The organism is Paenarthrobacter sp. Z7-10 (assembly GCF_026932795.1).
Taxonomy (GTDB): domain Bacteria; phylum Actinomycetota; class Actinomycetes; order Actinomycetales; family Micrococcaceae; genus Arthrobacter_M.
Genome location: NZ_JADPVH010000008.1, coordinates 1 through 14,359 on the forward strand (window position 1 = coordinate 1; position 14,359 = coordinate 14,359).

General features: G+C 64.4%; 10 protein-coding genes. 8 read left to right on the top strand and 2 right to left on the bottom strand.

Annotated features, from left to right (window positions below; genetic code table 11):
• Positions 1–337 precede the first annotated feature (337 nt).
• The 5 genes from gcvH (at position 338) to IV498_RS03915 (ending at position 3,420) form a co-directional block, all read left to right on the top strand.
• The gene (gcvH, locus tag IV498_RS03895) at positions 338–724 is read left to right on the top strand and encodes a glycine cleavage system protein GcvH (RefSeq protein WP_269045241.1); all 387 of its coding nucleotides are present in this window, start codon (positions 338–340) and stop codon (positions 722–724) included.
• A 124-nt stretch (positions 725–848) separates the two neighbouring features.
• Entirely contained in the window at positions 849–1,334 is a 486-nt protein-coding gene (locus IV498_RS03900) for an FHA domain-containing protein (protein ID WP_269045242.1), read from the top strand.
• A 17-nt stretch (positions 1,335–1,351) separates the two neighbouring features.
• Positions 1,352–2,116 carry a transcriptional regulator FtsR gene (ftsR, locus tag IV498_RS03905; protein WP_269045308.1) on the top strand — a complete coding sequence of 255 codons (765 nt, stop codon included), beginning with the start codon at positions 1,352–1,354 and terminating at the stop codon, positions 2,114–2,116.
• A 40-nt stretch (positions 2,117–2,156) separates the two neighbouring features.
• Entirely contained in the window at positions 2,157–2,660 is a 504-nt protein-coding gene (locus tag IV498_RS03910; protein WP_269045243.1) for a bifunctional nuclease family protein, read from the top strand.
• 166 nt (positions 2,661–2,826) lie between these two features.
• A complete protein-coding gene (locus IV498_RS03915) occupies positions 2,827–3,420 on the top strand; it encodes a MerR family transcriptional regulator (protein ID WP_330059154.1) in 594 nt (197 codons plus the stop codon).
• Between the two features lie 80 nt (positions 3,421–3,500).
• Here the strand turns inward: IV498_RS03915 and IV498_RS03920 are convergent, their stop codons facing one another.
• Entirely contained in the window at positions 3,501–4,367 is an 867-nt protein-coding gene (locus IV498_RS03920; protein WP_269045244.1) for a ParA family protein, read from the bottom strand.
• 151 nt (positions 4,368–4,518) lie between these two features.
• Here IV498_RS03920 and gcvP point away from each other — a divergent pair, with 151 nt between their 5' ends.
• From gcvP to IV498_RS03935, 3 genes are all read left to right on the top strand, one after another.
• Positions 4,519–7,413, top strand: coding sequence for an aminomethyl-transferring glycine dehydrogenase (gcvP, locus tag IV498_RS03925; protein ID WP_442951274.1), 2,895 nt, complete (start codon positions 4,519–4,521; stop codon positions 7,411–7,413).
• A gap of 161 nt (positions 7,414–7,574) precedes the next feature.
• A complete protein-coding gene (locus IV498_RS03930; protein ID WP_269045245.1) occupies positions 7,575–10,991 on the top strand; it encodes a pyruvate carboxylase in 3,417 nt (1,138 codons plus the stop codon).
• Positions 10,988–12,436, top strand: coding sequence for a mycothione reductase (locus IV498_RS03935; protein ID WP_269045247.1), 1,449 nt, complete (start codon positions 10,988–10,990; stop codon positions 12,434–12,436). The genes IV498_RS03930 and IV498_RS03935 overlap by 4 nt, the downstream gene beginning before the upstream one ends.
• 11 nt (positions 12,437–12,447) lie before the next feature.
• Here the strand turns inward: IV498_RS03935 and IV498_RS03940 are convergent, their stop codons facing one another.
• Positions 12,448–14,259, bottom strand: coding sequence for an AMP-dependent synthetase/ligase (locus IV498_RS03940; protein ID WP_269045248.1), 1,812 nt, complete (start codon positions 14,257–14,259; stop codon positions 12,448–12,450).
• Between the last annotated feature and the right edge of the window lie 100 nt (positions 14,260–14,359).

Genomic DNA, 14,359 nt, shown 5'->3' on the forward strand with positions numbered 1-14,359 from the left:
ACCCGAAGACCTCGAACACGTCGCCCAGGAACTCAACGCCCGCCCCCGCAAAACACTGGGCTGGAATACCCCAGCCGAACAACTACGTGATCTACTAAGAGCCAGCTAAACCCGGGTGTTGCAACAACCCCTAGAATTCAAGCTGCCCGCCGAACTCGGCGACGGGTGGGCTGCTTCGGCGGTGCAGGTGGCCGAAACGAACCGGGCGGATGTGCCTATACTTTCTGCGGTGACTTGTGTTGCACGGCACCGCCCTGAAGACTGGACCATATCCGGCGCTGCGCTGGTTTAGTCGGCAAGACATCTCGTACTCCGTTGGTCCCACGAAAGGCAACTGATGAGCAACATTCCGGCAGATCTCTCCTACACAGCCGAGCACGAGTGGGTCACGGCACCGACTGCGGACGGCGTAATCCGCTTCGGCATTACTGATTTCGCCCAGGATGCCTTGGGTGACGTGGTGTACGTCCAGATGCCGGAGGCCGGCACGAAAATCGTTGCCGCCGATGTCGTGGGCGAGGTGGAGTCCACCAAGAGCGTCAGCGACATCTACGCTCCGCTGGCAGGCGAAGTTGTTGGCCGCAATGAGGCCTTGGACGCCGATCCCTCGCTGATCAACTCTGACCCCTATGGCGAAGGCTGGCTTGTAGAAGTCCGGCTTGAGGATGTCGCGTCCTACGCCACTTTGCTCGGTGCCGGAGAGTACGAACAACAGGTAGGCTAGTTCCCAGAGCCACGCTGGCCTTGGCCAGAGGTGGCAGGGGCCGCTGGAACGATTTAACTCACCGATGAAACGCCCCGAAACCGTTGCGGTTCGGGGCTGCTGGGGAATACAAGGAGGAGCACCGATGGTTGCCGATGGGAACAACGCCGGGTTCAGTGGGCAGGCGGAGTCTCAGGATCAGCCAGGAGCCTCTGAGACGACGTCGATTAATCTTTCCCCAGTGCGTCGCGAACCGGCGGTTGAGTACAATCTCAGCGCCGAGGAGCGGTCCGCGGTTGAGGCGCTGCCGGCTGGATCCGCGCTGCTCATCGCCCACAGCGGTCCCAACCGCGGCGCCCGGTTCCTGCTCGACTCCGATTCCACCTCGGCCGGCCGGCATCCGGATGCCGACGTTTTCCTGGACGACGTCACGGTGTCCCGCCGGCATGTCACCTTCCGCCGGGTGCCCGGGGGCTTCGAGGTCGTTGATTCCAAGAGCCTGAACGGCACTTACGTCAACGGGGACCGAGTCGACTCGGTTCGACTGCGCAGCGGGAACGAAGTCCAGATTGGCAAGTTCCGGCTGACCTACTACTACAGCCCGGCCGCCCCGGTCAGGCCCCGCTCGTAGGGGCCGCCGTTGTGAGCATGAATAATGCATCCCAGCGGAAGTTGAGCGCACTGACGGGAGTGCGGGTGCACAGCGTCCGTCCCGGCACGCCGGTGATCTTCAATATCGGTGAGGTGCTGGCCCAGCTCAGCGAGGACTTCAGCTCCGTTACTGCCTCCAAAATCCGCTTCTACGAGGAAAAGGGACTGATCACCCCGCAGCGGACCCCGGCCGGTTATCGGCAGTTCCGCGAGGCCGACGTCGAGCGTTTGCGCTTTATCCTGGCGCTGCAGCGCGACCACTACCTGCCCCTGAAGGTGATCCGGGACTACCTGGATGCCATCGACCGCGGTGAGGGTCCGGAAAATTTGCCCCCTGGCGTTTCAATAGCCCCGCGGATGGTTTCCGACGAGTTGGCCGGCGAGTTGAAGAGCCGAACGCGTTCGTTGTCCCCGGACCAGCTCCGTGCCGAGTCCGGCGCCAGTGCCGAACTGCTCGACGCGCTCCTCAGCTACGGCCTGATCTCCAGCCAGGACGGACGTTTCGACGACGCCGCCCTGCACATTGCCAAAGCCTGCACGGCCTTGTCCGCTCATGGTTTGGAGCCGCGGCACCTTCGTCCGTTCCAGGCAGCGGCGGAACGCGAATTTGGACTGGTGGAGCGCGTGGTCGCCCCGCTGGTATCCCGGCGGGATGCCGCCTCCGCGGCCAGGGCTGCGGAAACGGCCCGGGAAATCAGTGACCTCTGCCTCGGTCTGCACAGTGCACTGGTGCAGGGTCAGATTGCGCGGATGGAACGCTGATGCCCAGAACCATCCGGACCGGCGGCGGGACGGGTCAGCCGTGATCGAGGTCCAGATTGTTGGCGTGCGGGTGGAGATGCCCTCGAATCAGCCGCTGGTCCTGCTCAAGGAGCTCCTGGGTGAGCGCCATCTGCCCATCTGGATCGGCACGCCGGAAGCCACTGCGATAGCCCTGGCCCAGCAGGGAGTGGTCCCACCCCGTCCGCTGACCCACGATCTGCTGTGCAATATCGTGACAGCGCTCGGCCGCACCGTCGTCGCGGCGAACATTACAGCGGTTGAGGATGGTGTCTTCTACGCTCAGTTGGTGTTCGACGACGGCACCCAAGTCAGTTCGAGGGCATCCGATGCGCTGGCCGTGGCCCTGCGGGTGGACTGCACGATCTGGTGTGCCGAAGCCGTGATGGACGAGGCAGGGGTGCGGATTACGGACCACGATGACGTCGAACCGGAGTCGATCAGCTCTCCGGAGGCGGACGAGCGCGAATTGAACCGCTTCCGGAAATTTCTTAATGACGTTGAGCCCGAGGATTTCGAGAAGTAGCTCGATCCGACACGGGCAGATATTTGCCCCAGATCTTTGACCAATGGACGGTGCCGCTCTAACGTCAATGTATAGAGCTTCCATGCATGACACGATGGCATGGCACCGGCGGCTGCGCAGCAGCGGCCATGCGGCTTCACCGGAAGCCACGACAAGGAGGGTTCACGTGAGTCCGAAAGGCGACGCTGGCGGGCTTAAGCCCGCCGCGGTCCCGAGTAAGGTCATAGCGGCCGGCGCCCAGGGATTGCTCTTTACCGAGGATTTGCCGGTACTGGACGAGGACGCCGGTTACCGTGGCCCGACGGCCTGCAAAGCTGCGGGCATCACCTATCGTCAGCTGGACTATTGGGCCAGGACCGGACTGGTTGAGCCTGCGGTCCGCGGCGCGGCTGGCTCCGGCTCACAGCGGCTCTATGGCTTCCGGGACATTCTGGTGCTGAAGGTCGTCAAGCGGCTGCTTGATACCGGGGTTTCACTCCAACAGATCCGCGCCGCAGTGGAACATCTGCGCGAGCGCGGGGTCGAGGACCTGGCGCAGATTACGCTGATGAGCGACGGCGCCTCCGTGTATGAGTGCACCTCCGCGGACGAGGTCATAGATCTGGTTCAGGGCGGCCAGGGGGTTTTCGGCATAGCCGTGGGCCGGGTATGGCGCGAGGTGGAGGGCAGTCTGGCGGCCCTTCCCAGCGAGCATGTTGAGGAACAGGTCTTCCCCGACGACGAACTCAGTAAGCGCCGGACCGCCCGCAGGATTTCCTGACCGGTCTCTCCTGATTCAGTGCAGGAGACGGCTTCGCAGTGTCTCCTGACCCGGCCGCTGCTGACTCGGCCTCTCCTGCCTCAACGCCGGAAACGGTTCCGCAGGGTTCCCTGCCGCAGCAGACCAGCCAGCAGATCATCGAACATGGTCGCCGCAGTCCGGGCAGAATCACCGGGCCACGAGTGGATCGGATGCGCCGCCCCTTGGATCTGCTGCCAGTTGGCCTGTTCCGGAATCACTGGAGAGAGCAGCAGCGGGCCGAACATCGATTTCATCTCCGCCAGCCGGTAGGTGTGTTCGGTGGAGTCGCTGCGGACGCGGTTCGCCACGATTCCGGCTGCGGCCAAGCCGGGAGCGAACTCGCTGCGGAAAAGCTCCAGGGCGCGCATCGTGCGCTGGGTTCCCGCGACAGAAAACAGTGCGGGTTCGGCCACCAGGAGTACGCGGTTGCTGGCGGTCCACGCCATCCTGGTCAATCCGTTAAGCGATGGCGGGCAGTCGATCAGCACCAAAGCGTAGTCGCTGGTTTCGGAACCGGACTTCGTCCCGGACGGTCGGGACATTTTGGCGCCCGGACCGTTCAGCACGACGCCGAGTCGACGCAGGTCGCGGCGGCCAAGGTCCGGACGGTCATAGATGCCTGCGTACGCCGAACCCACGGCGACGTCCAATACCCGCCGCCTGCCGCCGTCGGCCGGGTTCTTGCCGACCCAGCCGCTGGAGACGACGTTGGCCATGAGGTCTGTCCGGCGGGGGTCTTTGATCATCCGGCCAATATCCAGCTCACCGTTGGCACGCACCCGCAATCCCGTGGTGACGTCGGCATGCGGATCAAGATCCACCACCAGCGTGGGAATGCCTGCCGCGAGTGCGGCGGAGGCAAGCCCCATGGTGACGGACGTTTTGCCAACTCCGCCTTTGAGGCTGCTGATGCTCACTACTTGCACGGCTTAAACCAATACCTTTACATCGAGTACTCCCGGGTGGTGCTGCCGCGTGTGGACGCAGATCCCGGTTGGGGAGGCCACGCCCGCATGTCCGGGGCATGGTCCATGCCGCCTACAATGGCTGTGGAACGTCTGCGAACTGGAGCCATAATTGACTAAGAGCACTAATCCCAGCGACAAAGCGGCCAGCAGCCCTGCGTCCAGGCGCACCGCACCGGCCACATTCAGTGACCGGCACATCGGAGTCACAACTGAACCCCACCTTCATTCTCTGTTGGGCGCCCTCGGATACGGTTCTTTGGATGAACTGTGCGAGGTGGCCCTGCCGGAGAGCATCCAGATCCAGGCGCCGCTGGACCTGCCGGAGGCGATTTCCGAAGAGGCGATGCTGGCTGAGCTGCGTGCGCTGGCCACCAAGAACACCGTGCGGAAATCCCTGATCGGCCAAGGTTATTACGGGACTTTCACGCCCGGAGTGATTCAGCGTAATGTCCTGGAGAGCCCGTCCTGGTACACCGCATACACGCCGTACCAGCCGGAGATTTCCCAGGGCCGGCTGGAGGCGCTGCTGAATTTCCAGACAGTCGTTTCGGACCTGACGGGTATGGGAACGGCAAATGCCTCCATGCTGGACGAGGCCACGGCCGCCGCTGAGGCGATGACGCTGCTGCGCCGATCCAACCGCGCAGCTAAGCCCGACGCGGCCTTCGTGGTGGATGCGGATGTGTTCCCGCAGACGCTGGCAGTCATCAGGACCCGCGCCGAAGCGATGAATATCCCGGTGCTGTTGCACAACTTTGACGATGGGCTGCCGGAGGTCGACTACTTTGCCCTCCTCCTGCAGTACCCCGGCGACTCCGGCAGTATCCGCGACCTCGCCCCCATCGTCGCGGCCGCCGCTGCACGCAAGGCGCTGGTAGGGGTCGCCGCGGATCTGTTGGCCCTGACCCTGCTTGAGGCGCCGGGCACCCTCGGCGCCGATGTGGCGGTCGGAAGCTCGCAGCGCTTCGGCGTCCCGATGGGCTTCGGCGGACCGCATGCAGGGTACTTGGCCGTCCGCCCGGGACTGGAACGGGCGCTGCCGGGACGCTTGGTCGGTGTGTCCAAGGACGCCGAAGGAAACCAGGCCTACCGGTTGGCGCTGCAGACGCGCGAGCAGCACATCCGCCGCGAAAAGGCCACGTCCAACATCTGCACCGCCCAGGTGCTGCTCGCCGTGATGGCCGGCATGTATGCCGTTTACCATGGCCCCGGGGGACTGAGGGCCATTGCCTCCCGGGTTGCCTCCCGGGCGGCCAGCGTCGCTGCCGCCGCGAGGACTGCCGGCCACACCGTGGTGCATCCGAACTTCTTCGACACCGTGAAAATCCACCTCTCGAGCGGAAGCGGACATGCCGCCGCGGAAATCGTTGCCGCCGCACACGAGGCGGGCTACCTCCTTCGGTTGGTGGATCACGACCATATCCAGATCGCCGTGGACGAGACCACCACCGAAGCCGACCTGGCCGTCGTCGCCCGGCTGCTCGGCGCAAAGTCCGACCCGCCAGCAGCCGCGGTGGACATTGTTCCCGCGCGCAGCACGGACTACCTGAGCAACGCTGTTTTCTCGGCGCACAACTCGGAAACTCAAATGCTGCGGTACCTGCGCCGCCTGTCAGACGCCGATTATGCACTGGACCGCGGCATGATTCCGCTGGGATCGTGCACCATGAAGCTCAATGCGACGGCGGAAATGGCCGCCGTGAGCTGGCCAGAATTTTCCAATCTGCATCCGTATGCACCGGCGCAGGACACCGTAGGCATCGTGGAGATGGCGACCCAGCTGGAGAACTGGCTGGCAGAAATTACCGGCTACGACGCGGTGTCGGTGCAGCCAAACGCGGGCTCGCAGGGTGAACTGGCCGGGCTGCTGGCGATTAGGGCATACCACCGCGAAAACGGCCAGCCCGAGCGTCGGGTGGTGCTGATCCCGTCCAGCGCGCACGGCACCAATGCCGCATCTGCCGTCATGGCGGGGATGAGGGTGGTGGCCGTGGCCACCGATGGCTTTGGCAATGTGGACGTCGATGACCTCAAGCGCCAAGTGACCCTGCACGCGGACGACCTGGCCGCCATCATGATCACCTATCCGTCCACCCATGGGGTGTTCGAAACCGAAATCACCACCATCTGTGCCATGATCCATGACGCCGGGGGCCAGGTTTACGTGGACGGTGCCAATCTGAACGCGCTGGTGGGTCTGGCCAAGCCGGGCAAATTCGGGGCCGATGTCTCCCATCTGAATCTGCATAAGACGTTCTGCATTCCGCATGGCGGCGGCGGCCCCGGCGTGGGTCCCGTTGCGGTCCGTGCGCATCTGGCGCCGTACCTGCCAGCCCGCGAGCTGGGCCAGGAATCCGGCGTTGGCCTCGTCTCGGCCGCTCCGTACGGGTCCGCGTCCATCCTGCCGATCTCCTGGGCCTACATCCGCATGATGGGGCCGGCCGGGCTGCGCCGGGCCACGCAGACGGCCATCCTGTCGGCAAACTACATTGCCCGCCGGCTGAGCGGCCATTATCCGGTGCTCTACACCGGAGCCCACGATCTGGTGGCGCACGAATGCATTCTGGACCTGCGCGGCATCAGCGCTGACTCCGGGATATCGGTCGATGACGTGGCCAAACGCCTGATCGATTACGGCTTCCACGCCCCCACGATGTCCTTCCCTGTGGCCGGAACCCTGATGGTGGAACCGACCGAATCCGAGGACCTGGGCGAAATTGACCGGTTCATTGAGGCCATGATCTCCATTCGGCGGGAGATCGCCGCGGTGCAGGACGGACTGTGGCCAGCCGATGACAATCCCCTGGTCCATGCTCCGCATACCGCTCGAAGCCTGGTCGGGAACTGGGAGCACGCCTACACCCGTGAGGAGGCCGTATTCCCCGCGGGCGTTGATCCCCGCTCGAAATACTGGCCACCGGTCCGCCGCGTCGATCAGGCCTACGGAGACCGCAACCTCGTTTGCTCCTGTCCCTCCATCGAGGAGTTGGCCGAACTCTCCTGAGGTGCACCGATGCCACCGGTGCGCGGACGCGGCAGGGCGCCGGTTTGTCCGCGGCCAGATGACGTCGCCGGGGTGTTCTGGGGCACATCGGCTTGTGGTGAGGGACGGTCTTCCTAGAGACTGAGCACGATCATTCTTGACAATACCGATCCAGGAGCACCATGTTTTCAAAGATTTTGGTAGCCAACCGCGGTGAAATTGCCATTCGCGCCTTCCGTGCCGGGTACGAGCTGGGGGCCAAGACTGTGGCCGTCTTCCCGCATGAGGACCGGAACTCGATTCACCGGCAGAAGGCGGACGAGGCGTACCTGATTGGAGCCGAGGGCCACCCCGTCCGGGCCTACCTGGACATCGCGGAGATTATCCGGGTGGCCAAGGAATCCGGGGCCGAAGCAATCTATCCCGGTTATGGTTTCCTGTCGGAGAATCCCGATCTGGCTCGGGCGGCCGCTGACGCGGGGATCACCTTTGTGGGACCCCCAGCGGACGTGCTGGAGCTTGCCGGACATAAGGTGCATGCCCTGAATGCTGCCCGTAAGGCTGGCATTCCGGTGCTCAAATCCAGCCAACCGTCGGCCGACCTGGACGAATTGATTGCCGCCGCGGACGAGGTGGGCTTTCCGATCTTCGCCAAAGCTGTGGCGGGCGGCGGCGGGCGCGGCATGCGCCGGGTGGACACCCGGGCGGAACTGCCCGACGCGCTCCGGGCGGCCATGCGCGAGGCGGACGCTGCCTTCGGCGATGCCACCATGTTCCTGGAGCAGGCCGTGCTGCGGCCGCGCCACATCGAGGTCCAGATTCTCGCGGACGCGGCGGGCAACGTGATGCACCTGTTCGAGCGGGATTGTTCGCTGCAGCGCCGCCACCAGAAGGTGGTGGAGATTGCACCGGCGCCCAACCTGGACGAATCGATCCGGCAGGCCCTGTACCGCGACGCAGTGAAGTTTGCCAAGGCGCTGAACTACGTCAATGCCGGAACCGTGGAGTTCCTGGTCGATACCGTAGGCGAGCGGGCAGGTCAGCACGTTTTCATTGAAATGAATCCCAGGATCCAGGTCGAGCACACGGTCACCGAGGAGATCACCGACGTTGATCTGGTGCAGGCCCAGTTGCGGATTGCTGCGGGAGAGACCCTGGCGGACTTGGGCTTGAGCCAGGAGAGTGTCACGGTCCGCGGCGCCGCACTTCAGTGCCGGATCACCACGGAGGATCCGGCCAATGGTTTCAGGCCCGACGTTGGCAAGATCACCGGCTATCGGTCGGCCGGCGGTGCCGGTGTACGGCTCGACGGCGGCACGGTCTACTCGGGCGCGGAGATCAGTCCGCACTTTGACTCTCTGCTGGTGAAACTGACCTGCCGCGGGCGTAACTATCCTGCCGCCGTCGCCCGTGCCCGCCGGGCGCTGGCCGAATTTCGGATCCGCGGTGTCTCCACCAACATTTCCTTCCTGCAGGCGGTCCTGGACGATCCGGACTTCATTGCCGGAAATGTCGCCACGTCCTTCATCGACGAGCGCCCCGAGCTGCTGAAGGCGCGGGCCTCCGCGGACCGCGGCACCAAGCTGCTGACCTGGCTGGCCGATGTCACGGTCAACAAACCCAACGGCGAGCTGACTGTCCACATCGATCCAGCTGACAAGCTTCCGGTGGCGGATGCGGTGGACGCCGCACCGGGTTCCAGACAGCGGCTAGCGGAGCTGGGGCCGGAAGGATTTGCCGCCGCGCTGCGGGCGCAAACGGCTGTGGCGGTGACCGATACCACCTTCCGCGACGCGCACCAGTCGCTGCTGGCCACCCGGGTGCGTACCCGGGACCTCGTCGCCGCCGGTCCCGCCGTATCCGTGCTGACCCCGCAATTGCTCTCCGTGGAGGCCTGGGGCGGAGCCACCTATGACGTGGCCCTGCGCTTCCTGGGCGAGGATCCCTGGGAACGGCTTACGGCGCTGCGGACGGCACTGCCCAACATTTGTCTGCAGATGCTGCTGCGCGGACGCAATACGGTGGGCTATACCCCTTATCCCGACGAAGTCACTGACGCTTTCGTCTCGGAGGCTGCCGCTGCCGGCATCGATATTTTCCGGATTTTCGACGCGCTCAACGATGTCAGTCAAATGGCACCGGCCATCAAGGCCGTCCGGGCAACCGGCACGGCCGTGGCGGAAGTTGCGTTGTGCTACACCGCGGACATGCTGGACCCGGCGGAGACGCTCTACACCCTGGACTACTACCTCGAACTGGCACGGAAGATCGTCGGCGCCGGGGCCCATATCCTGGCCATCAAGGACATGGCGGGCCTGCTGCGTCCAGCCGCGGCGGCCAAGCTGGTGACGGCGCTGCGGCAGGAATTCGACCTTCCGATCCACCTGCATACCCACGACACGGCCGGTGGCCAGCTGGCGACCCTGCTGGCAGCCGTGGATGCCGGCGTGGATGCGGTGGATGTTGCCTCCGCCCCGCTCGCCGGCACCACCAGTCAACCCTCCGCCTCGGCGTTGGTGGCGGCGCTGGCCCACACCGAACGCGATACCGGCATTTCGCTGGCCAACATCAGTGCCCTGGAACCCTACTGGGAAGCGGTGCGGCGCGTCTACGCGCCGTTTGAATCCGGGCTTCCGGGACCCACCGGACGGGTCTACCGGCACGAGATACCCGGTGGCCAGCTCTCCAACCTCCGGCAGCAGGCTATGGCCCTGGGCCTGGGGGAGCGGTTTGAGGAAATCGAAGACATGTACACCGCGGCCGACCGGATTCTGGGCCGGCTGGTCAAGGTGACGCCCTCATCCAAAGTGGTGGGTGATTTAGCCCTGCACCTGGTGGGAATCAAAGCCGATCCCCGGGACTTCGAGGAAAACCCGCAGAACTTTGACATCCCCGACTCCGTCATCGGTTTCCTCTCGGGGGAACTGGGCGATCCGCCCGGGGGCTGGCCGGAGCCGTTCCGCACCAAGGCGCTGCAGGGCCGGGTCGTCAAGGTACGCGATGTCCAGCTCAGTGCCGAGGACAGCGCCGCCCTGCGGCAGGACCCGGAAAGCCGGCGCCGGACGCTGAACCGGCTCCTGTTCGCCGGACCCAGTAATGATTTTCTGGCCACCCGGGAGACCTATGGTGACATTTCGGTCCTGGATACCCGGGACTACCTCTATGGTCTGCAGCGCGGCGCGGAGCACATCATGGAGCTGGAAAAGGGTGTGCGGTTGATTGCCTCATTGGAAGCCGTTTCCGAGCCGGATGAGAAGGGCATGCGCGTCGTCATGTGCACCTTGAACGGCCAATCCCGGCCGGTCACGGTTCGTGACCGCAGCGTGGTCAGCGAGGTGAAGGCCGCCGAAAAGGCCGATCCCGCAGTTTCCGGACAGATAGCGGCTCCCTTTGCGGGCGCGGTCACCCTGGCGGTTGCCGTGGGAGATGAGGTAGCCGCCGGTGATTCCGTCGCCACCATCGAGGCGATGAAGATGGAGGCTTCCATCACGACGCCTGTCGCCGGGAAGATCGCACGGCTGGCCGTCGGAGCCATCGAGCAGGTTCAGGGCGGGGACCTGCTGGTCGTCGTGGATGAAGCACAGTCAGCAGACCGGTGACGCATTACGATCTGGCAATCATTGGATCCGGTTCTGGAAATTCGCTTCCAGGTCCGGCCTGGGCGGATAAAAAGGTGGCCGTGCTTGATGGCGGCACCTTCGGCGGAACCTGCCTGAACGTTGGCTGCATCCCGACCAAAATGTTCGTCTACCCCGCGGACCTGGCGGCAGGCACCCGTGAGGCCGGGCGGCTCGGCGTCGACGCCGAGGTGCGGAACGTACACTGGCGCGCTATCCGGGACCGAATCTTTGACCGCATTGACCCGATTTCCGCCGGCGGGAAGGAATACCGCCAGCACGGAAACCCCAACACGACGCTTTACGCCGAGGACGCCCACTTCACTGGGCCAAATGAGCTCAGCACCACCAGCGGTGCGCGCATCACCGCCGCGGACATCGTCGTCGCCGCCGGCTCCCGGCCGGTTCTTCCTGACTTTGAAGGCAACGATCTGCCGCAGGTGCATACCTCGGACACGGTGATGCGGATCGACGAACTCCCCGGTCGTGTCCTGATCGTGGGCGGGGGATTCATCGCCGCTGAATTTGGTCATATCTTCTCCTCCTTTGGCTCGGAAGTGACGGTGGTGACCCGGTCCGGCGGTATGCTCAAAAGCCAGGATGCGGAGATTTCCCAGCGTTTCGAGGACCAGGTCCGCCGCAATTGGACCGTTCGACACGGCTATCAGGTCGCCTCCGTCCGCCCGCTCGATCGCCGGGATCAGCCCGGGCAGCAGGTGAGCTCTTCGGGTCCCGTTACCGTGGAGCTGACCCCTTCGGCCGGATTTCCCTCCGAGGCCACCACCTTGACAGTGGACCTGGTGCTGCTCGCCACGGGCCGCCGGCCCAACACAGACCGGCTTGGTCTGGAAGCCACCGGGTTTGATGTGCACGCCGATGGCAGGCTCAGCGTTGACGCTTTCCAGCGCGTGCTGGCCTCGGGGCGTCCGGTGAAAGGCGTTTGGGCGCTGGGCGATATCAGCAGCCCATTCGAACTCAAACATGTCGCGAACCATGAGGCCCGGACGGTGGCGCACAACCTGCTCGCCCCGTCGGAGTTGCGGGCCAGCGACCACCGCTTTGTCCCAGCAGCGGTCTTCACCCGTCCGCAGATTGCCTCCGTGGGGATGACGGAGCTGCAGGCCCGCCAACATGCGCGCGGGCAGGGCCGCCAAATCGTGACAGCTGTGCAGAATTACGGCACGACGGCGTATGGCTGGGCTATGGAGGACACTTCGGGCGTGGTGAAACTGATCGCCGGAAAGGAAGATGGCCAGCTGCTCGGCGCCCATATCATGGGCCACGAGGCGTCGCTGCTCATCCAGCCGCTGGTCCAGGCCATGAGCTTTGGACTCGATGTCAAAACCATGGCGACGGGCCAATATTGGATACATCCGGCCCTGACCGAGGTAGTGGAAAACGCATTGCTGGCCCTTGAGGTGGACTAGCCGCCGCCGTCCTAGTCTGGCCGCCGGGCAGAATACAACTCCCGGACCACGTCGTCGTAGTCTTTGAGCACTTGGCCACGTTTGATCTTCAGCGAGGGGGTCAGGTGGCCGGACGCTTCGGTGAAGTCGGAGGGCACTATCCGGAAGGATTTGATGCCCTCGGCCTGCGAAACGGAAAGGTTGGCCTTGTCAATGGCATGCTGCACGGCCGCAACGATCACCTCGTTCCGGCCGGCATCCGCGATGCTGAGGGCGGGTGGCAGTCCGTGGTGTTCGGCCCATTTCGGCAGCGCCTCTTCATCCAAGGTGACCAAGGCGGCAATGAACGGCCTCCCGTCGCCGATCACGATGCACTGCGAAATCACCGCATCGGCGCGGATCTGGTCCTCCAGCATCGCCGGGGCAACGTTTTTTCCACCGGCCGTAACAATGATTTCTTTTTTGCGTCCGGTGATCCGAAGGAAACCGTCGTCGTCCAATTCGCCGACGTCCCCGGTGCGCAGCCAGCCGTCGCTGAAGGCCTCGGCCGTCAGGTCTGCCCTGCCAAAGTAGCCCCGCATAACGCAGACACCCTTGGCGAGGACCTCGCCGTCGTCGGCAATCCTGACTGCGTTGCCAGGCAATGGTGTGCCGACGGTGCCGATTTTGATCAGCGTGGGCCGGTTGACGGTGATCGGGGCCGTGGTTTCCGTGAGCCCGTAGCCCTCCAAAATCTGCAGTCCGATGCCCTGGAAGAAATGCCCAAGCCGCTCACCGAGGGGCCCCCCGCCGGAAACGGCATGGCGGACCTGACCGCCCATGGCCGCCCGCAGCTTGCCGTACACGAGCTTGTCGAAGAGTGCGTGCTTGGCCCGGAGCAGGATCGGCACCGAGCCAGCCTGGCGGGCCTTCGAATAGGCGATGGCCACATCCGTGGCGACACTGAAAATTTTCCCCTTGCCCTCCGTCTCCGCCTTGAGGCAGGCCGAGTTGTAGACCTTCTCGAAGACGCGCGGGACGGCAAGGATAAAGGTTGGCTGGAAACTCTGCAGGTCCTCCAATAAGTGCTTTATGTCCGGGGTGTGCGCCACTTTGGCCCCGGCGGCCACCGCCAGGACGGAGATGTAGCGGGCGAAAACGTGCGCAAGCGGCAGGAACATGATGGTCTGCGCACCCTCGGGCACCACATCGCTCAGGACTGCCAGTGCATTGTCCGCCAGTTCCACGAAATTGCCGTGCGTCAGCTCGCAGCCCTTGGGACGCCCGGTGGTGCCGGAAGTGTAAATAATGGTGGCAATGTCGTCGAGGCCGAACGTGGTGCGCCGGTGCTCCAGCTCGGCATCCGGCACGGCCACGCCGCCGCGGCGGAGCTCGTCCAGGCCGGTGCCCTCCAGTTGCCAGATGTGGGCCAACGCGCCCAGGGCGCCCGATCCGGCCGCTTCCTTAATGACGTTCTCCTGCGACGCACTTTCGGCGAACGCGCCCACAGCCCCGGAATCCCCAAGATTCCAGGCGACCTGGCTGGCGGAGGAGGTTTCGTAAATGGGTACCGAGACGGCGCCGGCATACCAGATGGCGAAATCCACCAGCGTCCACTCATACCTGGTGCGGGCCATGATGCCGATCCGGTCGCCGGCGGCCACACCTGCCGCCATCAGACCCTTGGCCAAGGACGTGACATCCGCCCGGAATTCGGTGGCGGAGATGTCCTGCCATTGCCCGTCCGGGCCCCGCCGGGCAAACAATGCAGGATTGGACGGCTTCATTGCCTGCCGGATCACCAGGTCGGTGATGTTGGATCTGCGCGGAACATCCGCCAACGCCGCTGCGCTGAATTCTCGCACGATAGCTCCTTCGATCTCCCCGGATGCCCGGACTTGCCAATACTCTATCCGGCACCGCACCATCTCGTCACCGAATATTGCTACTGGCGAGTAACTTTAG

Excerpts from the sequence above, each read along its gene's own strand:
- gcvH (WP_269045241.1), top strand. The coding sequence starts at position 338 with ATGAGCAACATTCCGGCAGATCTCTCCTACACAGCCGAGCACGAGTGG.
- IV498_RS03900 (WP_269045242.1), top strand. The coding sequence starts at position 849 with ATGGTTGCCGATGGGAACAACGCCGGGTTCAGTGGGCAGGCGGAGTCT.
- ftsR (WP_269045308.1), top strand. The coding sequence starts at position 1,352 with ATGAATAATGCATCCCAGCGGAAGTTGAGCGCACTGACGGGAGTGCGG.
- IV498_RS03930 (WP_269045245.1), top strand. The coding sequence starts at position 7,575 with ATGTTTTCAAAGATTTTGGTAGCCAACCGCGGTGAAATTGCCATTCGC.